This is a genomic window from Pseudomonas sp. TR47, from assembly GCF_044143025.1.
GTDB classification, from domain to species: Bacteria; Pseudomonadota; Gammaproteobacteria; order Pseudomonadales; family Pseudomonadaceae; genus Aquipseudomonas; species Aquipseudomonas putida_E.
The window spans coordinates 15,909-37,517 of record NZ_JBHFCS010000002.1 but is presented as its reverse complement, the minus strand read 5'-3'; the positions used below and the strand labels follow the sequence as shown (position 1 = coordinate 37,517).

Annotated in this window: 15 protein-coding genes and 2 pseudogenes; 11 read left to right on the top strand and 6 right to left on the bottom strand. The window is 64.4% G+C overall.

From position 1 onward, the window contains the following. Positions 1 to 77: 77 nt before the first annotated feature. Together ACEWE8_RS02740 and ACEWE8_RS02735 are read right to left on the bottom strand one after the other, a co-directional pair. Complete coding sequence (locus tag ACEWE8_RS02740) at positions 78 to 1,991, bottom strand: sigma-54-dependent Fis family transcriptional regulator (protein ID WP_046786168.1); 1,914 nt, start codon at positions 1,989 to 1,991, stop codon at positions 78 to 80. Positions 1,992 to 2,084: 93 nt separating this feature from the next. Continuing rightward, the gene (locus tag ACEWE8_RS02735) at positions 2,085 to 3,605 is read right to left on the bottom strand and encodes an apoptosis inducing factor family protein (protein WP_046786169.1); all 1,521 of its coding nucleotides are present in this window, start codon (positions 3,603 to 3,605) and stop codon (positions 2,085 to 2,087) included. A gap of 213 nt (positions 3,606 to 3,818) precedes the next feature. Between ACEWE8_RS02735 and ACEWE8_RS02730 the strand changes: the two are divergent. From ACEWE8_RS02730 to asnB, 9 genes and pseudogenes are all read left to right on the top strand, one after another. Next, a pseudogene (locus tag ACEWE8_RS02730) lies at positions 3,819 to 4,920 on the top strand (sugar diacid recognition domain-containing protein). A 112-nt stretch (positions 4,921 to 5,032) separates the two neighbouring features. Continuing rightward, a complete protein-coding gene (locus ACEWE8_RS02725; protein WP_046786170.1) occupies positions 5,033 to 6,172 on the top strand; it encodes a glycerate kinase in 1,140 nt (379 codons plus the stop codon). A gap of 327 nt (positions 6,173 to 6,499) precedes the next feature. Beyond that, the gene (locus tag ACEWE8_RS02720) at positions 6,500 to 7,786 is read left to right on the top strand and encodes a phenylacetate--CoA ligase family protein (RefSeq protein WP_223255108.1); all 1,287 of its coding nucleotides are present in this window, start codon (positions 6,500 to 6,502) and stop codon (positions 7,784 to 7,786) included. Then, complete coding sequence (locus tag ACEWE8_RS02715) at positions 7,783 to 9,498, top strand: prenyltransferase/squalene oxidase repeat-containing protein (RefSeq protein ID WP_046786172.1); 1,716 nt, start codon at positions 7,783 to 7,785, stop codon at positions 9,496 to 9,498. The genes ACEWE8_RS02720 and ACEWE8_RS02715 overlap by 4 nt, the downstream gene beginning before the upstream one ends. 9 nt (positions 9,499 to 9,507) lie before the next feature. Continuing rightward, positions 9,508 to 9,915 (top strand): hypothetical protein, encoded by a 408-nt coding sequence (locus ACEWE8_RS02710; protein ID WP_046786173.1) that lies wholly within the window; start codon positions 9,508 to 9,510, stop codon positions 9,913 to 9,915. After that, on the top strand, positions 9,912 to 10,196 hold the full coding sequence (locus ACEWE8_RS02705) for an acyl carrier protein (RefSeq protein ID WP_039601236.1): 285 nt from the start codon (positions 9,912 to 9,914) through the stop codon (positions 10,194 to 10,196). The genes ACEWE8_RS02710 and ACEWE8_RS02705 overlap by 4 nt, the downstream gene beginning before the upstream one ends. Further along, complete coding sequence (locus tag ACEWE8_RS02700) at positions 10,193 to 11,188, top strand: AMP-binding protein (protein ID WP_046786174.1); 996 nt, start codon at positions 10,193 to 10,195, stop codon at positions 11,186 to 11,188. Before ACEWE8_RS02705 ends, ACEWE8_RS02700 begins: the two co-directional genes overlap by 4 nt. Further along, positions 11,175 to 12,560, top strand: coding sequence for an amidase (locus tag ACEWE8_RS02695; RefSeq protein WP_046786175.1), 1,386 nt, complete (start codon positions 11,175 to 11,177; stop codon positions 12,558 to 12,560). The genes ACEWE8_RS02700 and ACEWE8_RS02695 overlap by 14 nt, the downstream gene beginning before the upstream one ends. Positions 12,561 to 12,570: 10 nt before the next feature. Then, positions 12,571 to 14,406, top strand: a complete 1,836-nt coding sequence (asnB, locus tag ACEWE8_RS02690; protein WP_046786176.1) for an asparagine synthase (glutamine-hydrolyzing) — start codon at positions 12,571 to 12,573, stop codon at positions 14,404 to 14,406. Here the strand turns inward: asnB and ACEWE8_RS02685 are convergent. Further along, positions 14,395 to 15,366: a LysR family transcriptional regulator gene (locus tag ACEWE8_RS02685; protein WP_046786177.1), complete on the bottom strand. Its 972-nt coding sequence runs from the start codon at positions 15,364 to 15,366 to the stop codon at positions 14,395 to 14,397. The two genes, asnB and ACEWE8_RS02685, sit on opposite strands and share 12 nt — an antisense overlap. Positions 15,367 to 15,635: 269 nt before the next feature. Here ACEWE8_RS02685 and ACEWE8_RS02680 point away from each other — a divergent pair. Together ACEWE8_RS02680 and ACEWE8_RS02675 are read left to right on the top strand one after the other, a co-directional pair. After that, a pseudogene (locus tag ACEWE8_RS02680) lies at positions 15,636 to 16,256 on the top strand (SDR family NAD(P)-dependent oxidoreductase); the annotation flags it as partial. After that, positions 16,251 to 17,360: an SMP-30/gluconolactonase/LRE family protein gene (locus ACEWE8_RS02675; RefSeq protein WP_371316877.1), complete on the top strand. Its 1,110-nt coding sequence runs from the start codon at positions 16,251 to 16,253 to the stop codon at positions 17,358 to 17,360. The pseudogene ACEWE8_RS02680 and the gene ACEWE8_RS02675, both read left to right, overlap by 6 nt. Here ACEWE8_RS02675 and ACEWE8_RS02670 read toward each other — a convergent pair. From ACEWE8_RS02670 to ACEWE8_RS02660, 3 genes are all read right to left on the bottom strand, one after another. Then, the gene (locus ACEWE8_RS02670; protein WP_046786178.1) at positions 17,350 to 18,300 is read right to left on the bottom strand and encodes a site-specific integrase; all 951 of its coding nucleotides are present in this window, start codon (positions 18,298 to 18,300) and stop codon (positions 17,350 to 17,352) included. The two genes, ACEWE8_RS02675 and ACEWE8_RS02670, sit on opposite strands and share 11 nt — an antisense overlap. 63 nt (positions 18,301 to 18,363) lie before the next feature. Then, entirely contained in the window at positions 18,364 to 19,236 is an 873-nt protein-coding gene (locus tag ACEWE8_RS02665; RefSeq protein ID WP_046786179.1) for a phosphate/phosphite/phosphonate ABC transporter substrate-binding protein, read from the bottom strand. Next, the gene (locus ACEWE8_RS02660) at positions 19,224 to 21,551 is read right to left on the bottom strand and encodes an EAL domain-containing protein (protein WP_046786180.1); all 2,328 of its coding nucleotides are present in this window, start codon (positions 21,549 to 21,551) and stop codon (positions 19,224 to 19,226) included. Before ACEWE8_RS02660 ends, ACEWE8_RS02665 begins: the two co-directional genes overlap by 13 nt. Positions 21,552 to 21,609: the final 58 nt, after the last annotated feature.

Here is a 21,609-nt window from a genome sequence, read left to right as displayed (position 1 = left end):
CCCAGCGTCCCTGTCTTGCCGGCGATGCAGACGCTGGGGTGCATGGCACCGGCCTGCCGGCGATAGAGGCGCACCGGTCACCCCAACAGGTTTGGCTGCACGATCGCGTACCGCTTCATCTTGCGGTACAGCGTCGAGCGCGAAATGCCCAACGCCTGCGCCGCTGCGCTCATGTTCCAGTGCTCACGCTTCAAAACCTCCAGCAAATGCCGCGCCTGAAGGTCTTCCACCTGTTGCTCGAGCGCTGCAGGCTGGGCAGGCGCTGCACCGTCCAGCAACTCCTGGGGCAAGTCGGCCAGTTCGATCACACCGCCCTCGGCCAGCGCTACCGCCTGGCGCAGGGCGTTGAGCAGTTGGCGCACATTCCCCGGCCACGCATGGCCCAGCAGGCAACGATGCGCCTCGGCGCTCAAACGCAACCCCGACCCGGCCGACAAGCCAGAGAGCAGCGCATCGATCAGCTCGCGGCGGTCGCTGCGCTCACGCAGGGCCGGTAACCTCATGCGCATCCCGCACAGGCGATAGTAAAGGTCTTCGCGAAAACGCTTTTCGCCAATCATGGCCTGCAGGTCCTGGTGCGTCGCCGATATCACCTGGATATCAAGCGCCACTGGCGTTTCTGCACCCAGTGGTACCAGTTCACGTTCGGCCAGCACCCGTAGCAGGCGCGTTTGCAGGTGTGCAGGCATATCACCGATTTCATCGAGAAACAGCGTGCCGCCATTGGCGTGCTCCAGCTTGCCCTTCATGCCTTTGCGGCTGGCACCTGTGAAACTGCCGGCGCGGTAGCCGAACAGTTCGCTTTCGATCAATGACTCGGGTATCGCTGCGCAATTGAGCGCCACAAACGGCTTGGCATGGCGCTGGCTGGCCTGGTGCAGGGCGCGGGCGAAAGCTTCCTTGCCGGTACCGGTTTCGCCGTCGAGGAGGATGGCGATGTCCTTGTCCAGCACCTTGCGCAGCCGACGCACGCTTTGTTGCAGTTGCGCGTCCTGGCCTGCCAATTGTTCGAGGCCGGGGTGGCGAGCCCGTGCGGGCATCGGCGGTACAGCCGGCAGCGGGCGATAGCCGGCGGGGACGCGCAGGCCGACGTCCAGCAAAAGCGCTTGAGCATGGGCGCGCAACTGGGTACCGCGGGCGCCGCCACGGGTGAGGTCGAGCAGTTGGTCGATATCGGCGTGCAGCAGTTGCTCGACAGGCGCCCCCAGCAACTTGCCGCTGTGCGCAAGGAAGGCCGCCCGATTGGCACCGATCACCCGGCCACCTTCATCCAGCGCAAGCAACTGCTCGGCCGCCAGGTCCGAGAACTCGTCACGCGGTTTCAGCGCCAGGGTCAGGCGGTCGCGAAAGCGCTCGCGGAAATGGCTGTTCTCGATCAGCCGTGCGTACAGGGTCACCAACTGCAAGGTCAGGTGCTGTGCTTGCTTGGGACCGTCGTTGTACAGGCAGGTGGCATTCAGGCAACCGAGCAGTTGATTGTGGGCATCGAAGATCGGCGACACCGAGCAGCTCAGGCGGGCGTTGGCTGCCAGGAAGTGCTCCTGACGGTGGATGGTCAGGGCCTGCCGGCTAGCCAGAGCGGTGCCGATGCCGTTGGTGCCGGCCACCGACTCGTCCCAGCGCGCGCCAACGATCAGCCCGGAACGGGTATAGCGTTGCGGGTCGGCCGGCAAGCGGGAATCGAGGGTAATACCCTCGGCGTCACTGAGCAGCACGGCGAAGCCTGCATCCACAACGCGCCGCGCCAGGCCGCTGACACCCTGGCTGGCGATGGCCAGGTAGGCCTCATGCTGGGCCTGGTGCTGGCGGATTTCGGCGGCGCTGAGGATATTGTCGACGTGACGCAGTTCAGGGTCCAGGTGATGCTGGTTGATGCTGCGGTACCAGGATTCGGCGATCACAGGCTCGGGCATCAGGCCACGTTCGGCGAAATGGCAATCGACGAATGCGGCCAGCTCACTGGCATGGGGTGAGGCGGTGTGCGCGGCCATGGGCGCTCCACGAAATTCTTGTTATTTGAGGTGGAGAAAACCATAGCTGATTTTTGCATGATCGGCAGCCGGCCTGGTGCGGGGCGAATGCGTTCAGCCGATCAACTCAAGCGCCTGAGCCAGGCTCAGTGACCGCTTCATACGCTGCGACAACTGCGCCATGGCATCCGAATAGCCTTTGGCGATCACAGCCTCCACCCGCTCACCTGCACATTGCAAGGCAATGAAATCGCCTTGCTCCGGCGCCCCGACAAACTCGATGCGGTCCCAGTCGCGCGCATGCCCCAGTACTTCATAGGTACGCCCATGCTGATAAGTCCAGAAGAACGGCACGTCTTCATACCGGCGTTGCTCGCCCAGCATGTTGGCGGCAGCTATGACACCGTGTTGCTGGGCCAGGCGCCAGTGCTCGATGCGCACCGGGCGGCCGGTGAGGGGGAAGGTCGCGATATCACCGGCCGCCCACAGCCGGTCGGCGGCCTGCAGCTCGGCGTCGACCGCTATGGAGTGGTCCTCGGCCAATTGCACGCCCTGCACGAAGGCAGTGGCCGGCGTGACGCCGGTGCCGAGCAAGACCAGTGATGTTTCGATCTTATCGCCATTGCTCAGCAGCACGGCTTCGACGTGTTGCGCACCGATGAACCGCTCGACGTCGGTCGGGCCATGGAACATCACGCCCTCGCGCTCATGCAGCGCACGAATCGAGCGGCCAATGCGTTCACCCAACTGCATGCGTAACGGAACCTCGTGGCGGGTCACCACGTGGACCTGTGCGCCGTACGTGTGCAATGCCGATGCGGCCTCCAGGCCGATGAACCCGTCACCGACGATCACCACGGGCTGGCCGGGTTCGGCGGCATCGAGCAGGCGCGCCGCATCTTCGCGCGAGCGCAGCGTCACGATGCCTGCCAGGCTTGCACCGGGCAGGTCAGGGCGTTGCGGCTTGCCGCCAGTGGCCAATAAGGCTGCGTCATAATCGATACGCTGGCCGTCGGCGAGGGTGATCTGGCGCTTTTTGGCATCCAGCAGGCGCACCTTGCCCGAGCGCCGCTCCAGTTGGCCTGTGCGCAACTGGTCAGCTTCAAGCAGCGCTGGCACTTCGTCAGGCGGCATTTCGCCGGCAATCACGAATTTGCTCAGCGCAGTACGGTCATACGCCGGTTGCCGCTCCTGGTCGAGCCACACCAGGCGACCGCCGAACCCATGGGCCAGCAGCGTGGCAACCGCCGCCGAGCCTGCGGCACCGGCGCCGATGACGACGAAGCAGCGCGCATCGCTGTGACGCGGTGGCTCGGGATGCGGCAGAGGCTGGTCATCGACCCAGATTTCGCCATCCTTGACCCATGCGCGGTAACGGCGCAGGTCTGCCAGGGCCGGCGGCTCGCAGACCACGCCTTCGTCAACGGCGAAAGCGGCCTTGTGCCAGGGGCAGACCAGCAGGCCGTTGCATACCACGCCCTCTTCCAGCGGCGCTCCGGCGTGCGGGCAATTGGCCTGATAGGCGCGGACCTGCCCGGCACTGCGAATCAGGATCACTTCTTCGCTGCCGGCTTGTACGCGAAGGGGGCGCTTGGGGTCGAGTTGCTCGAGGCGAGCCACGGCGTGCTGAGTCATGAATATTCTCCAAAGGGGGCCTTGGAACCATTTGACGCCTGGGATGACAGGGTGATGCAGTGATCTGACGGCCGGAAGGAGCGCCATGCTTCATGAGGGGCGTGTTCGGCCTTGGTCAGCGATAGAGCCGTGTGCCATGATCGGGCTTCTTGCGCCAAGGTAGCCTGTGCCGCGCCTGCTCGCGACCAACCCAATACCCTCAAGGACCACCGAATGTTCGAACTGGACCATGACCTGGCGCAGGATATTGTCGATCGGGCAATGGCCATTCTGCCGTGCAATGTCAATGTCATGGACAGCCAGGGGCTTATCCTGGGCAGTGGTGAGCCAGGGCGCATCAACACCCGCCACGAAGGTGCGCAGCTGGTATTGGCCAATGGCCGGATCGTCGAGCTGGATGCAGACGCCGCCAAGTGTCTCAAAGGCGTGCAGCCGGGGGTCAACCTGCCGCTGATGCTCGATGGGCGGCTGATCGGCGTGCTGGGGCTGACGGGTGACCCACAGCAACTGCGCACCTACGGCGAGCTGGTGCGCATGACCGCCGAAATGCTGCTGGCCCAGCGCCATTTGCAGGTTGAACAGCAATGGCGGCGCCAGCGTTGTGATGACCTGCTGGCGTTGCTGCTCGGTGGTACGGGCGACTCGCCGCGGCTGCTGGACGAAGCGCAGCAACTGGGCCTGAAGCCGCAGTTGCCACGGGTGCCGTGTTTGTTCGAACTGCGTGCCGGCCCGGCGGCCGAGGCCTTGGCTGGCTGGCTGGTTGATGAGCCGTTACCCGGACAGTTGGTGCGTGAGCCCGGCACGCGATTCCTTGCTGTGGTGCCGCCCGGCCGGGGTGGTGCTGGATGAGGAGCGCCTGCTCGAGCGCGTGCAGCGCAGCGGCTGGCAGATCCAGCGCATGGCGCTGGGTAGCCCGGCGCAGAGCCTTGAGCAGTTGCGCCGCGGTTACCGGCGGGTTCGTGACCTGCTCGCCTATGGCCGCGAAGTGTTGCCAGGCGAGCAGTTGTTGAGCCTTGCGCGTTACCGTCTGCCGGCGTTGTTGTGGCGCCACCGCAATGAAGATGCGCTGGATGAGCTGCTTGAGCCGCTGCACCGCGTGCGTGCCAAGGATGCCAGCGGGCAGTTGCTCGCCACCCTGCGTGCCTGGTGCGCGCATGATGGCCAGAGCCAGGCCTGCGCCGATGCCCTGGGGATTCACCGCAACAGCCTGCGCTACCGCCTGGAGCGCATTGCCGAGCTGGGCGAGGTCGACCCGTTGCGCCTGGAGGGCATGTTGAGCCTGTATCTGGGGTTGCAGCTGTTGCCAGCGGATTGACCTGGGCAAAAAGGCATTTGCCCAAACAACCTGTCGGCCGGTTTGTGCATCCGACCGAGGCCCCGACGCCGGACAACTGTCAGCATGCGGCCATCTGGACAGGAGAATCCCCATGAAAATCGTCATCGCCCCCGATTCGTTCAAGGACAGCCTTGATGCTGCCGGTGTCGCCCGTGCCATCGCCGCCGGCCTGGCAGAGGCGCTGCCGACCGCTGAGCTGCTCGAGTGCCCCATGGCCGATGGTGGCGAAGGCACCATGCAGGCGATTGTCGCTGCCAGCCACGGCGAACTGCGCCGGCAGACCGTTCGCGGGCCGCTCGGCCAGCGGGTGCAGGCCGGTTGGGGCTGGCTGGCCGAAAGCCGCACAGCGATCATCGAGATGGCCCAGGCCAGTGGTATCCAACTGGTGCCAAGTGCGCAGCGTGATGCCTGCCGCAGCAGCACCTGGGGCACCGGCGAACTGATCGACGCCGCGCTCAGCGCAGGGGCACAGCGCATCGTCCTGGCAATCGGCGGCAGTGCTACCAACGATGGCGGCAGCGGCATGCTGCGTGCCCTTGGCCTGCGTTTGCTGGACACCGATGGCCAGCCACTGGAAGAGGGCGGCCTGGCCCTGGCCGGGCTGGCACGTATCGATGCCAGCGGCCTTGACCCGCGCCTGGCGCAGGTTCAGGTCGAAGTGGCGGCCGACGTCGACAATCCCCTGTGTGGGCCCAATGGTGCTTCGGCGATCTTCGGGCCACAAAAGGGTGCCAGCCCCGAGCAGGTCCAGGCCCTGGACAAAGCGCTGGGCCACTTTGCCGACCATTGTGCGCAGGTGCTGGGCCAAGATGTTCGGGAACAGCCAGGGTGTGGTGCGGCCGGCGGCATGGGGTTCGCGGCCAAAGCCTTCATGGGGGCGCAGTTCCGCCCGGGCGTGGAAGTGGTGGCGGAGTTGGCCGGCCTCGATGCGTTGGTGAAAGGTGCCGACCTTATGATTACCGGTGAGGGCCGCTTCGATGCCCAGACCCTGCGGGGCAAGACGCCGATGGGGGTGGCGCGTGTCGCCAAGCGCCATGGGGTGCCGGTGGTGGTGCTGGCGGGCACCTTGGGTGAAGGCTATCAGCAGCTGTATGCGCACGGTATCGATGCGGCATTCGCCCTGGCCAGCGGGCCGATGACCCTGGAGCAGGCCTGCGCCGATGCCGCGCACTTGTTGCGGGCCCGGGCCAGTGATGTTGCGCGGGTATGGCGTTGCGCCAACGGGCGCTGAAGCGTCTGCGGCAAACCCATGGCGATGCGCCGCGTGTGCGGCGCTCGGTCTCAAGGTTGCTGAAAAAAGCCCGTGGCATGCCCCGGAAATACCCAAAACATCTTTGTCTGATATCCCACCGGATCCACGGCGCGAGGAATGAATAGCGCTCGGAAAAATCGCACTTGCTGATCAGGTTTTACCCGCTGAAGTTGCTGAATAATACCTCGTGACTATCACCGGCGGTTTCAAATAAGTATTTTACTTGAGCCGGACGCTCGCCAATTCTCTGCGCTGTTTATTCGAGAGGGCGAGTCGATGTTAGTTCACAGCGACCAGGATTACGGCGTGCTGAAGGCCGCGGAACGCGAGCTTCAGCTGCAGGCGGGGCATGTCCCCGACGCCGCATTTTATGAACGCAAGTTGCAAGCAATTTGGACGCGAGCACAACACAGCGCCCATTACGCAAACATAGGTCCTTACAGTTTCCCGGCCTTCCAGCAGTTGCCTGTAACCGCCAAGGCATTGCTCAAAGGCCAGCCGCTCGAGTTCTGCACGGTGGAACTGGGCGAGGCGGCCAAGTATTACGCCACCACCGGCACGACTGGCGAGCCGACCCCGACCCCGCGTTTGAAAGAAGACATCATCTGGAATGCTGTCAGTGTCGCCAGCTATTGGCGGGCAGTGCTGCGCCCGGGTTCGCGGGTGGCCAACCTGATGCCATCGGACATCGTGCCGGTAGGTGACCTGATCGCCAACGTCTGCGAGTACCTGGACGTTTCCCACGTGCGCCTCTATCCCTTCACCACCGGTATTACCGACTGGGAGCGGGTGTGCAACACCTTCGACACGTATCGGCCTACGGTCCTGTTCATTGCCCCGGGTGTGCTGGTGCAACTGACCCGCTACCTGAAACAGCGCGGATTGCTGCACAGCTTCGCCGAGTCGGTGCGCTCGATCATGCTGCTTGGCGAGGTCAACACCCAGCCGTTGCGCGAACGCCTGGCGCGCTGGTGGCAATGCGATGTTTTCGATGCCAGCTACGGCAGTACCGAAACCGGCACGTTGGCCGCAGTGGGCCAGGACCTGCAGATGCGCCTGGCCACTGCCACCAACTATTTCGAACTGCTGTTGCCCGACGGCAAGCTGGTCACCCCGGCCGAGGGGCTCACGGGCCGCCTCGTCGTTACGCCGCTCAACCTGTATGCACGCCCGCTGTTGCGTCTGGACACCGGTGACAGCGTGACCATCACCTCGCCTTGGCAGCCAGGCCAGGTCAGCCCGGCCTTGCTGATCAATGGGCGTGACAGCGATAGCGTCCGCGTGGCTGGCGTAGGCCTTGAGATCCGCGCAGTCGAGGAGGTGGTGTACGGCAGTTGCGATGCCACAGGTTATGTCATCGAAGTGGACCGCCAGGCTGACAGCGCCGCGCTTATCCTCGAGCGTGACGTCGTCTGGGACAGCAGCCAGGAAGCGCGCCTGCAAGCGCAGTTGCTGGAGCGCTGCGAGCAGCACATGGGGCTGCGCTGGAGCCGCGTACTGTTCGTCAACAACCTGTCGGCGCTGAACAAGAGTGGCGGGTCGCAAAAGAGCTGGAAGAAGACCAACCTGCGCTTTGTCGGTGGCCAGCAATGACGCCGCCACGATTCCCTCTGGGGCAGGGCCTGGGCAACGGCCAACCGGACTTGTGGTGCACCTATGCGGCCATACGCAGCCTGGCCTGGGTTGGGCGCCTTGAGCAGGTTGATGTACCGGTATTACAGGCCTACATCCTGTCTCGGCGCAACCGCGATGGCGGCTTTGCCTGGAGCAAGGGGATGCCCTCCGATGCCTGGGCCACGTTTTATTGCACCGAAACCCTGCACGACCTGGGCGTTGGCGTTGAACGGTGCGACGAAACAGCGGCCTGGATCGCTACGCTGTTCGATGGCGACGCCTATGCCATGTGCCCGGGCCAGACGGCGGACGTGTGGGCCAGCCACTATGCGCTGCGCACCTTGATCGAAGTGTGCCATGGCCAGGTGCGGGACACCGAGCCCCTGTATGCCTGGCTCGAGGGGTTGCAGTGTGCCAATGGTGGCCTGAGCTGGTCGGCGGATTTCGCCCGACGCAACCTGGCCGACACCCGTGCCTGCTTCTACGGCGTGATGGCTGCGCGAGCGCTGGCTCGCCAGGGCTTGCCGGCGCCGCAATGGAACCTGCCACGCCTGATCGGCTGGCTGCAGGCACAGCAGATGGATTGCGGTGGCTTCCGCTTCAGCGAAGCGGCGGCTGTGCCGTGCCTGTGGGCGACCTATCGCGCCACCGCCAGCCTTGCGGCATTGCAGGCGCAACCGCTGGACCGTAAGCGCTGCGCTGAATGGATCGATGCCTTGCGCGGCCCGACCGGTGCCTTCGTGCGCTGGGCGGGTTATGACGGTGAGGATGTCTGGGCGGCGTTCTGCGCACTGGGTTCGCTAAAAGCACTGGGAGAGCCGGTGGCGCACCTGGCCGATGGCGTGGCAGCGTTCATCGCCACGTTGTCGATGCCCCAGGGCGGCTATTCGTATCGCCGGGCCGATACCGCCGCCGACGTGCTGACCACCGCGGCTGCCGTGCTGGGCGATAGCCTGGCGCAGCAGCCGCGCGATGCGGTCCTGCGCTGGATCGAAGGCTGCCAGATGCCCAACGAGCCTGGGATCATGTACATGCCAGGCCGTGGTGCCGAGGTGCGTTGCACCAATTGGGGCCTTGCAGCAGGTGCCTTCGCTGGCCAGCCAGGGCCCCGCCAGGCGATCGGCCGCTGGCTGGCCTCGCTGCAGAACCCTGACGGCGGCTTCGGTTTCTGGGAGGGGCGCGGCTCGGACATGGTGTCCACCGCATCGGCCGTGTCGATCTTGCGGCAATTGGGCGATGACAGCGGCGTAGACCTCGCGGCCATCGAACGCTACGTCGTCAGCTGCCGGCAGGCCCATGGCTACGCATCGTTCCCCCGTGGCGAAGTGTCATTGCGCGCCGGTTTGCAGGCACTGGCCTGCCTGGCCCATATCGGCAACGACGTCACTGAGGCTGCCGCCCGGTTACTGGCTGCGCACAAAGTGCGCCAGGGCGGCTTCGCCAACCAGGGGCAGCGCATTCCTGACCTGCTCAGCACCTACCAGGCCGTGGCACTGGCTGCCGACCTGGGCCTGCCGGTGGACCTTGCCCACCTGCGCTTTTTCCTCGACAAGGTGCGCGGCGCTGCCGGCCATGCCTGGTCGCCTTTGTTCCTGCAAGGGGTCGATGCGCTGTCCACCTGCCTGGGCCGCCTGCTTGACGCCTTCGCCCAAGGCCAGCGCCAGCAACTGCCCAGCTTGCAGCTGTCGTAAGGAGCCGCCATGCCCACCCTCACTGTTTGCTGTGCACCGCTGCAAGCGCTGGAGCGCAAGCGCCTGGCGCTGGCCTTTACCCGCCAGCTCAAGCAACTGGGCGCCGACACCGCCCATTGCATGGTGTTCTTCAACCCGTTACCTGAGGCCAGTGTGTTCAGCGCCGGCATGCCGATGCCCGTTGCCGACCGCGACGGTGCACCGGCGCAGTTCCATGTGCGCATCACCCTGTCACAGGCCCGCGACCGGCAGGCTCACCAGGCGCTGGCTGAAGGCCTGCACGGCTGCCTGCGCACGCATTACCCGAATGCCTTCATCTACCTGCACTTCGACCCGATCCTGCCCGAGCACGTGTTCTTCAGTGCCGGAGCGGAATTGACCAACGCTGCCCATCAACAAGGAAAGACCGGCTCGTGAACGACCTCAGCATTGAACAGCGTATCCGCCACACCCTCGGCCAGCTGCTTGGCGAGCACGTCGACGCCATCGATAAACGCGACAGTTTTCGTGACTTTCTCGGCGAACGCTTCGACAGCCTCATGGCTGTGGAAGTGATCACCGCCATCGAAGGCTGCTTCGCCATCGAAGTGGACTACCTCAGCGATGATGTGCGCTTCTGGTTCGAAACCCTGGAAAAGATGGAGCAATTCGTCGGGCAAAAACTGGAAGACCAACTGACCCTGCAGGCCACCGAGTGAGCGCCGAGCATCTGTTTACCACCTCCGGCTCAACCGGTGCGCCCCGGCAATGGCTGCGCAGCCAGGTGCAGATGGAGCGCGAGGCAACGCTGATTCTCGGCCGTTGGGCGCCCGATGCACGGGAGATATTCTCGTTTGCGCCAGTCAGCCACAGCTACGGCATGATCCTTGGCCAGGTCGGTGCGCGGGTTTTGAACGCGCAGCTGCACCCTTGTTCGCTGGAGCAGCAGCGCCTGCCAGCGCTCGATGGCGACGGGCCGTGCGTGATTCTCGCCATTGCCAGTACCTGGCGCGTGCTGCCGGCGCTGCTGGCCCGGCTGAGCGCCCAGCGTGCGGTACTGGTGGTGCACAGCGCCTCGTTGCTGCCGCCGGGGGCTCTGGCCACGGTGCAGCGCCATGCCGGGCCACAGGTGCGTTTCGTCGAACTGCTCGGTTCCACCGAAACCGGCGCCATGGCTTACCGCGCGCTGGATGCGCACAGTGATGCAGAGCAGCCCTGGACGCTGCTGAGCGATGTGACACTGCTCAGCCCCCCGGGCCAGCCCTGTGCGCTGAACGTGGCCAGCCCGCGCATCGCCCGCCAGCCGTGCCAGGCGCACGCCGCAGCCACGCATTGCTGCGATGACCAGGTACTGGCGCTGGACGCACAGCGCTTCCAGTGGCTGGGCAGGGCCAGCAGCCTGATCAAGGTCAATGGGCTGCGCGTCGACCTGGCCCGTCTGGCCAGTGACCTTGCTCAGCGCCTGGATTGCCCGGCGCTGGCCTGCGTTGCTGTGGCCGATGCGCTGCGCGGCGAAGCGTTCGAGGTGTTGTACAGCTGCGACACCCTCACCGAGCACGTGGTACTGGAGGCATTGCGCCAACTATCGCCGGGCCATCCATGGCCGGTTGCAGTACGCCGTGTCACCGAGCTGCCTTTATCCGCCACCGGCAAGCCTCTGCCGTGGGCGGCTTCCACTTCTGTCAAGGAATACACCCATGAACCACGTTGACACTCAAGATGCCATCGCCCACTACCTCAGCAACTGCGGCGCTAACGCCACCCACGGCCGTGTGCAGCCCGAATACCTCGGCCTGAGCCTGCGCAAACGCCATGAACTGCTGCAGCGCAGCCCCGCCCTGGCAGCGGACTGGGCAGCGCAGTACGCACAATGGTCCGTGCATGCCGACAGCCACTACCGTTGCCTGACCAGCACCCGTGAGGTCGAGGCACCGTGGTACCGCCTGGGCGTGAAGGACACTGTCGACGTGCAAGGTTTGCCGACCCGTCTGGGCCTGCGCAGCTACCGCCACTACCCGCAGCGCAGCGCCGAGGCGCTGGCCTTCCTTGACCCGCGCATCGCGCTGACCTGCAAGGTCGCCACTACCGAGCTGAACATTGCCTTTGGCGCCGGCTGTCGTAACCCACATTTCCCGACCATCGATCCGTCTGGCTCCAGCACAGGTTCGGCGGTGTCGGTGGCAGCGGGGCTGTGCGATATCTCGTTGGGCACCGATGTGCTCGGCTCGGTGCGCTGGCCTGCCTCGCACTGCGGCATGGTCGGCCTGCGCATGACCCAGAAGGCCGAGAGCCTGGCCGGGGTGTTTCCGTTATCACCGCGCATGGACGCACTGGGCTGGGTCGCCCGCAGCGCCGATGACCTCGACCTACTGTTCCCGTTGCTGGGCCTGGAGCCACTGCTCGGCCAGCAACAGCCACTCAAAGAGCACTATCGGGTCGCCATGCTGGAGCACGCGCTGGACCCGGCGCTGACCAGTGCGGCCATGCTCGACATGCTGGGCCAGGCACGCAGCGCACTGGCAGACCTGGGCATGGCGCCCGCTGAGGTTGCCATGCCGGACCTGTGGGCCTGCCGTGGCGACGCCTGGCAGCTGTGCGCACGGGATGCGTGGCTGGCCTCGGCTGCCTGGGCCCGGCGCTTCGACTGCGAGCTGCATTGGTCGACACTCAGCGCCCTGAAAGTGGGTGAGGGCGTCAGCGACGCTGACTACCGGCGCATCCACCAGCGCATGGACAAGATCCGTTCGGGTATCGACGCCTGGTTCGACAACGCCCAAGTGGATTTCGTGGTATTCCCCATGGACCCCAACCGGCCATTCGACCGGCGCAACCCGCAGCCAGGGGACTCGACCATCCCTTCGCCCGCAGACGAAGGTTATGAGCAGAAGATCAGCTTCACCCCGCTGGCCAGTTTCAGCGGCCTGCCGGCCATTACCGTGCCGATTTGCCTGAGTGCCGACGGCAAGGCGCCGCTGGCCGTGCAGATCATGGGCCGGCGTGACAGCGAGCGGCAGTTGCTGGGTATCGCCAAGCGCCTGCAGGCCCTGACCGGCCTGCTTCCAACCCGTCGTCTTCAGGTGTAAGGAGCACAGCATGTGCGCAATCACAGGCTGGGTGGACTACACCCGCAACCTGACCCAAGCTGGCGAGGTTATCGGCGCCATGACCGATACGCTGGCACTGCGCGGGCCGGATGCCAGTGGCAGCTGGCAGCATCGTAATGCCCTGCTGGGCCACCGGCGGCTGGCGATCATCGACCTCAGCGGTGGCGTACAGCCGATGACCTACCGCTGCGCCAGTGGCGAGGAAGTCGCGCTGATCTACACCGGCGAGGTCTACAACCACGACGCTCTGCGTGAGCGCCTGCGCAAGGCGGGCCACCAGTTCCATACCCGCAGCGACACCGAAGTGGTGCTGCACGCTTACCTGGAATGGGGCGAACAGTGCTGTGAGCACCTGAGCGGCATGTTCGCCTTCGCCGTGTTCGACGGGCGCGACGGCCACTTCCTGCTGGTGCGTGACCGGCTGGGGGTCAAGCCGCTGTACTACGCCCACCACCAGCAGGGGCTGCTGTTCGGTTCGGAAATCAAGGCAATCCTGGCGCACCCGGAGTTCGCCAGTGCGCTGGATGTGGTCGGGCTGGTGGACGCGCTGAGCCTGTCGCGCGGCACGGCGCGCACGGCCTTGCGTGGGGTCAGCGAACTGCCGCCGGGGCATCGCTTGTCCTGGCGCCCAAACGGGCGCCCCAAACTCAGCCGCTACTGGCAGTTGCAGCGGCGCGAGCACCAGGATGACCTGCCCAGCACCGTGGCGCGCACCCGAGCGCTACTTGGCAAAGCGCTGGGCGAGCAGTTGCACGCCGATGTGCCGGTCTGTTCGCTGCTCTCCGGCGGGCTGGACTCGACCATCCTCACGGCCATGGCGCAACAGCGCCTGACGGCGGAGCAGGGGGGCAGGGTCAATTCGTTCTCGGTGGATTTCGTTGGCCAGGCCGAGCAGTTCCAGAGCGACACCTTCCGCCCGGAACGCGATCAGCCCTACGCGCTGGCAGCTGCCGAACACATTGGCAGCCACCACCAGACCATCCTCATCGACAACGGCGAACTGGTGGCCGACCCTGCGCGCAGCGCGGTGTACCGGGCCAACGATTCGGCGGCCACCTTCGGCGATGTGGACACCTCGTTGTACTTGCTGTTCAAGGCCATCGGCCGCCATTCAACAGTGGCCATTTCCGGCGAGGCAGCCGATGAAGTGTTTGGCGGCTACGCCTGGTTCCGCGACCCGCAGGCGCTGGCGGCGCAGCGTTTCCCGTGGCTTTCGCGCATGCAGTTGCTGCAGCCCGAGCTGATCAACCCGGACTTTAACAGGCTGTGCGACTTTGCCAGTTACCAGGACGGTTGCTATCACCAGGCGCTGGACAGCGTCGAGCACTTGCCGGGCGACAGCCCGCAAGAGCGGCGCATGCGTGAAATCTGCCACATGCACCTGCAGCGATGGCTGCCGATTCTGCTCGACCGCAAGGACCGCCTGAGCATGGCCGCCAGCCTGGAAGTGCGCGTGCCGTTCACCGACCATGAGCTGGTCGAGTACGTGTACAACGTGCCGTGGTCGATCAAGGGCAAGGATGGTGTGGAGAAGTGGCTGCTCAAGCAGGCCTGCGCCGATATCCTGCCAGCGGCCGTACTGCAGCGACGCAAGAGCCCTTATCCGACTTCGGCGAACCTTGCCTATGAACGGTTCCTGCGTGAGCGGGCCCGGCACCTGCTGGCGCAGGCGGGCAGCCCGGTGTTCCAGGTGATCGACCGTGTTCGGCTGGGCGCTGAGCTGCGCCAGCCCGAGGGGTATTTCAATTCACAGTTGCGCCGTAACAACCTGGAGACCGCTCTGGCACTGGATGCCTGGCTGCGCGAATACCGCCTAGCGGTGTAGTTCGTGCTTGTCGCTGCCATCCAGAATCAACGGTTGCTGGATGGTATCGACAAACCGCCGTGGCGCCCCCAGGTCGAGCATGGATATGAAACTGCCCAGGGCTGGGGAGGCGTTCTGTATGTTCCAGTTCATGTACAGCCCCATGGTCGGCGTGGGCTGGTCCTTGATAGGCCGCAGAGGGCGAAACTGCACGCGCTCGCGCAGCGTCGAGTAGGCAATCGATTCAGGCACCAGGGCAACGCCGAAACCGCAGGCCACCAGCCCGATCAGGGTATGGATCTGCGCCGCTTCCTGCACCACCTTGGGGTAGAAGCCTGCCGATTCGCACAGCGCAATCAACTGGCTGTGGTAACCGCTGCCAAGCGCTTGCGGGGTGAAGACGAAGTCCTCTTCGGCAAAATCCCGCAGGTCGACCACAGGTTGATGCACCTTGGCGTGGCTGGCGGGCAGCGCCATGACGATCTGCTCGTTGAGCAGCAATCTCGATTCGATGGTGTCTGGGGGCATCGGCAGCTTGCGCATGAAACCGATGTCCGCTTCACCGGCCATCAATGCCTTGGCCTGGGAGGCCGAAGGCATTTCGCGAATGGTCAGCCGCACGTTCGGGTAGATTTCGCGGAATTTCTTCAGGGTATTGAGCAGCGACTCGTAGTAAGCGATGGAAATGGCGGTGATGGTCAGCTTGCCGCAGATGCCCTCGGACACATTGCGGGCGTATTCGATGCCTTGTTCCAGCTCCTTGAGGGTACGGTAGGCGGTCTCCAGGAAGGCCATGCCTGCGGCAGTGAGCTTGACCCCGCGCTTGTTGCGCAGGAACAGGCTGAAGCCCAGCTTCTCTTCGAGTCGGTTGATCGCCTGGCTCAGGGGCGGCTGTGCCATGTGCAGGCGGATGGCTGCCTTGTGAAAGTGCAGCTCCTCGGCCACGGCAATGAACTGCCTGAGCAAACGTGTCTCGATCATTCTACGTTCCTTCATCGAGTCGAACGGGGGCCGGGAAAGCGTTCTCCGGCGGCCGACCCTGCAAGGCGGCCATGATAGTGCGTGGCATCGCGGCGACAAAGCCTCTGCTGTAAACGGCTCATCCGGGCTTGACACTGACGGTCGGGGTGCATCGGAAGGTGGCGGGTCTCAGGTGATATCCAGCAGATATCAAAGTTGCATGCTTTTAATATTAAGTCATTGATTTTTTTATTGTTATCGTAAAAAAGGAGAATCGGAAGGGCTCTACAATGCCAAGCACAGACCCATTCAAAGATAAAGTCGCCATCGTCACCGGTGCCGCCCAGGGCCTGGGCCTGGATTACGCCATGGCGCTGGCCGCGCGGGGAGCGCGGGTAGTCATCAGCGACCTGGGCACTGACCGCTCGGGCGAAGGTCAGAACCCGGCGGCGGTCAGCGTCGCACTCGAAACCCTGCGGGGCCAGGGTTTCGATGTGGTCGCTCATGTCGGCCACCTGGAAAACGAAGAAGAATGCCGCGAACTGGTGGAGCTGGCCATCGCGCATTTCGGCGCGCTGGATATTCTCATCCACAACGCCGGTTGGGTCGATTACCAAGGCATCGAGACACAGGAACAGGCGTTTCTCGATCGCGCACTGGGCATCAGCGTGCACGCCCCGGTGTGGCTCGCCAAGCATGCCTGGAAGCACCTCAAGCAAGCCGAGGCACCACGCATAGTCCTCACCACCTCGGACCGCGCCATGTATCAACGCTATGCCCAGCCAGGCCTGGTCGCCTACTCGGCGGGCAAGATGGCCCAGGTGGGCATCATGAACGCCTTGAGCATGGAAGGGCTGGAACACGGCATCCTGGTCAATGCGGTCTCGCCGGTGGCCAAAACCCGGATGTGGGGCGTGACCCAGCCGCCGGAAGAGCTCAAGCCGCAATGGGTGACACCGGGCGTTCTGTACCTGGCCAGCCCGCTTTGCCGGGATACCGGGTACATCCTGCGTGCCAGCAATGGCCAGTTCACCGCCACGCGTTTCAGCGAGAACAGCGGGGTGAGCTACCCGCGTGACCTGGCGCGGGTAGAGGCTTCCAGCCTGGGCGAAGTGGCCGAACGCTGGAGCCTCATCAAGGAATGTCACTACGTGCCGACCAAGGTCGCCAACACCCGTGCCGACCTGGGTGAAAGCCCTGTGTGGGACGCGCGCACGGGCGCGTTGTATTTCGTCGATATCACCGGCGGGCGGATTCACCGGCTGCTACCGGATGGCGAGGTCGAGAACCTCTATGAATCCGCTGCACGTATCGGTGCCTTGGCACTGACCGACCAGGGCAACCTGATCTTCACCGAAGATGCCAGCGTTGCCATTCTGGATATGTCGTCTTGCAAGGTGCGCCAGTACTCGGCGCCGGTGCATCACCGCCCGAGTTACCGCTTCAACGACGGTACCTGCGACCCGCAGGGGCGCTTCGTCACCGGGCTGATGGATGAGGGGCCAAGTGGCAAGACCGGTGCGCTGCTGCGTTTCGACGGCGAACTGCACGATGTGGTGATCCATGACGGCATGGCGCTGCCCAATGGCATTGCCTGGTCGGCCGATGGCCAGACCGTGTTCTTCGTCGACTCCGCTGCACGCTCGATCTACCGCGCCGAGTATCTGCCCGAAGGGCGCCTGGAGCAAGTCAGCCTGTTCGCCGAGACGCCTGCCGAACTGGGGCGCCCTGACGGTATCGCGCTGGATCGTGAAGGCGGGTTATGGGTGTGTCAGTTCAATGGCAGCTGCCTGCTGCGCTATGACCGCGACGGCCATTTGACCGAACAGGTGGTGATGCCGGTGCCGCGCCCGACCAGTTGCTGTTTCGGTGGCGATGGTATGAGTACGCTGTACATCACCACGGCACGGGTCGGCATGTCGCCGACTGAACTGCGCCACTACCCGGACGCTGGCGACCTGTATGCGATTCGCCCGGAAGTGGGCGGCATTCCCCGCTATGCGTTCAAGGAATGAGCACTTGCCCCTGGCTGGCCGGTAATACGGCCAGTTCGCCAAAACGCTGAGCCGAGTCGATATAGCGCAACGCCGATTTGGCATCCTTCCAGCCCACGTAACTCATCAGCGACTTCAACTCCCAGCCGTTGGCCGTGGCCCAGGTGGCAAAACCGCGGCGCAGGGAGTGGCCGGTGTACAGCGCCGCCGGCACGCCGGCCCGTTCGAGCATGCGCCGCAACAGGCCGGCCAGGCTGTTGCTGTTGAGCGCTGTGTCGCTCAGGTTGCCCCAGCGGTCGAGCTTGCGAAACACCGGGCCGTGGGCAATGCCCGCCACTTCGAGCCACTGCAGGTAGGCTGCGACCGGGCACAGCGCCTTGAGTGCCGGGGTGCGGTGCTGTACGCCAAGCGCTTCACGGTCACCTTTGCTGCGCGGCAGGAACAGGCTAATACCCACGCCGGCTTCGGCCTTGATGTGCTCCACGCGCAGGCGCGCCAGTTCGTCACCGCGAAACCCACGCCAGAAGCCCAGCAGCAACAGTGCAGTGTCACGCCGGGCGCGGCGCAGTGCTGGCAGGTCATGCTGCTCGTGGGCCAGCCTGGCCTCTTCTTCAAAACGCTCGACAGCCGTCTGCAGGTGCTGCAACAGCAGCGGTGCGGCCTGTTTCGGCGGCGTCGGGTGCAAGGTGCGGATACCGCGCAGTACCTGGCGTACCAGCGGTGCCTTGGTCGGGTCGGGGAAGCCTTGGCTGATGTGCCATTGGCTGAGGGCCGCAAGGCGCTGGCGCAGGGTGCTGACCGCATGCTGCCCGGCGTGATCGGCCAGGTAGCGGGCAATGCTGTCGGCAGTGGCCGGGAGAAACCCGCCCCAGTGGGCTTCGAAATGCTCGATGGCAGCCTGATAACTGCGCCGGGTGTTGTCACGGGTGGCGGCGCGGACGTAGCGCTCGATGTCAGTCATGTGAGGGGGTGTCAGCGTGTGTTGCCGACACAATAAACCCTAATGACTGATCTGTCCTCTGACTCAGCGCGGTATCGCGGCATCCATCATCTGGCGCAGCGGCGCGTACTGGGCCTGGCTCACCGGCACCAGCCCACTGGCACCCTGGGCGGTAACGAAGGCCGCCAGGGCTTCGGGGTCATCCAGCATCGCCTTGCGGATTCGGCTTTTCAGGGCCGGGCACAGGCGGGCCCTGAACACGTATGGGTCGTAGTAGATCGGCTGCGACCGCCACTGCACCGTGAGCCTGTCTGGTGCCAACCCATGCCGGGCCAGATAGGCATCGGCCCGCTCGCTTGCAACGAACGCGGCATCGACACGGCCCTGCAGCAACGCGTCCAGCGCTTTGTCATGAGTACCGGCATACACCAGCGAGCCAAAGAACTGTTGCAATGGCGCCCCCACCTGGCCTGCAAATTCGACGCTGGGCACCAGGCTGCCTGAGGTGCTGGCCGGGTCGCTGAGGGCCACACGCTTGCCACGCAAAGGCTCGACCCCCTCAAGGCTGCCGGCCCGGGTCAGCAGCAGTGCCTGGTAATGGCTGCCTGCAGCGGTGTAAGGCCCGCCACTCAAGGTGAAGGTGGCAAAGGGTTCTATACGTGGGTCGCGGCGTTGGGCAAGCAAATAGGACGCAGGGCCGAGGCGGGCGATGTCGGCACCGCCGGAAACGATGGCATCGACCACGCTTTCGTAGGACGCGGCGATCACCAGTTCCACCGGCACCCCCGCTGCGTGGCTCAGTCGTTGCAGCAACACTTGATGCTCGCGCATCATGTCTTCGCTGCTTTTGATCGGAATGACGGCCAGGCGCAAGCTGTGGGGCGTGCAGTCGGCCAGCACGCTGGTTGCCAGCAACTGGGCAAACAACAGGCCGGCGAGGGCCGTCAGAGCACGCATGGCTTTTCCTCCCTGTTGTTGAAGGGTGGGTAGTCGCGCAGTTGGGCCGGCGACAACGGTCGGCTGAAGTGGTAGCCCTGGGCGATATCGCAGCCGGCGAGTTTCAGGCACACCACCTGTTCGCGGGTTTCTACGCCTTCTGCGACAACCTCCAGGCCCAAGCGCTTGGCCAGAATGATGGTTGATGAGACGAACGGGCTGTCGTCGTAGCTGTTGGACAACGGTGCGATCAGCGAGCGGTCTATCTTGAGCTTGCTCAGTGGCAGTGATTGCAGGTGGGCGAAGCCGGCGTAGCCGCGGCCAAAATCGTCAAGGCTGATGCCCAGACCTGCTGCGCGCAAACGGTGCAGGTGACCGACAGCCGTTCCTTCAGGGTCGAGAATGGTGGTCTCGGTTATCTCCAGCTCCAATTGTTGCGGGGCGATGCCGTAGAGCTGCAGCTTGGCCAGCAGGCGGGTACTGAAATCGCCTTGGCGCAGCTGCAATGCCGACACATTCACCGCAAGGCGGTTATCGCGACCGTGAGCATCCCAGCGCGCCAGTTCTTCGCAGGCCAGGCGCAATACTTCCCAGCCCAGTTCGATGATGAAGCCACTGCGCTCGGCCAGGTCTATGAAACGGTCCGGGTAGAGCAGGCCGAATTCCGGGTGCTCCCAGCGTACCAAGGCTTCGTACCCCAGCACGCGCTGGGTATCCAGGCGAATCTGCGGCTGGTAGTGCAGCACGAACTGGCGCTCGGTCAAGGCGCAGCCAAAAGCCTGTTCCAGGGCAAAGGCCTGGATGTCGGAGAGGTTCAACGATGGGTCGAAGAAGCGGTACTGGGCGCGCCCGGCCTGCTTGGCCGAATACATGGCCGCATCGGCACAGCGGATCAGGCTGTCGATGTCCTGACCGTCGCGCGGGCAGATGCTGACGCCCACGCTGGGGCTGGTATTGACTTCCTGGCCATCGAGGGCGTAGGTAGCCGACAGTTTCAGCACCAGTTCGCGTACCCAAACATTGATCTGCTCCTCGCTGCGCTCACCGGCCAGCAGCACCACGAATTCGTCTCCCCCGAAGCGCGAGGCCTCATCACCAGGCTCAAGCAGGCGCTGGATGCGCCCGGCCACGGCCTGCAGCAGCAAGTCGCCGATCTTGTGGCCGAGCGAATCGTTGATCGACTTGAAACGGTCCATGTCGATGAACAGGATCGCCATCAGCCGGCGCTTGCCACGTTGGTGGGTCAGTGCAAGGCCTGCTATTTCGACGAACTGGCGGCGGTTATGCAACCCGCTGAGATGGTCGGTGGCGGCTGCATGGCTGCTACGCCGGTGTTCGTCTTCCAGGCGCCCGATCAGTTGCTGGTTGACCTGTTGTGCGTGCTCAAGGGCACTGAAGGCTTCCTGGCGCTTGCGCAGCAGGCGCAAGGTCCAGGCCAGGCTGGCAAGGATCATCAGGGTCATGCTCAGGTTCAGCCAGAACTGGCGCGAATACGCCAGGGCAGAGGCCGCGAGGATTTCGTCGATGCGCTGGCTGACGATGATGCTGAAACCGCGCTCGTCGATACGGCGGTAAAGGCTCTGAAACGAGTGGCCTGCGGCAAATTGCACCAGCCGGCCCGTCTCGCTGCCCGGTGCTGGCAGGCCGGGTTCGAAATCGTCGCCGGCCACGACCACACCGCTGGTATCGATACGCAAGCGTTCCTGGCCATCGTCCTGCTGCAGGCGCATCAGCCCGGTATCGCCCAGGTCGATGTGCTGGAACAGCACGGCGAGATAGCCAATGTCGAGCTGCACTACCAGAATGTTGTCGATTTCTCGGCCTGGTACATTGGGCAGCGGCAAGAGGAAGGGCAGGCGCCAGCTCGGCATGGCGGGCGGGGTGAAGCCCGGTTCGACGCGTGGCAGGAAGGGTTTGAAGCCGTAATGCGCGACGTGCAGCTTCAGCTGCTGCAACCACTCTTCCGGCAGGTGGGGAGCTTCATCGGTATGGCTCGCTGACAACAATTGACCGTGCCTGTCATACAGGCTCATGCGTTTGAATACCGGGTCTTCGGCCAGCACCCGGGCCAGGCTCAGGCTGCCTTGGCGCATCATTTTCATGTCGTCCTGGGTGACACGGCCTACGGCCTGGGCACGATCGACCAGTTGGCGCAGGCTTTCAGCGACAATGTTGGCGAGGTTCTGGTGCTCGGCCGCCTTGGCCGTCAGCGCATCCTGGCGTGCGGCGGTCTTCTGGCTGAAGTGCAACCCCCAGAGAAAGGTCAGGGTGGCTGCGCAGAGCATCAGGATCAAAAGGCGCAGAAGGCCTGCTGACGAGAGAAAACGGCGTATCACGACTGGTATTCCCGACCCTGGGTGAAGCCCGAAAATACGACAGTAAAATGACAGGCTA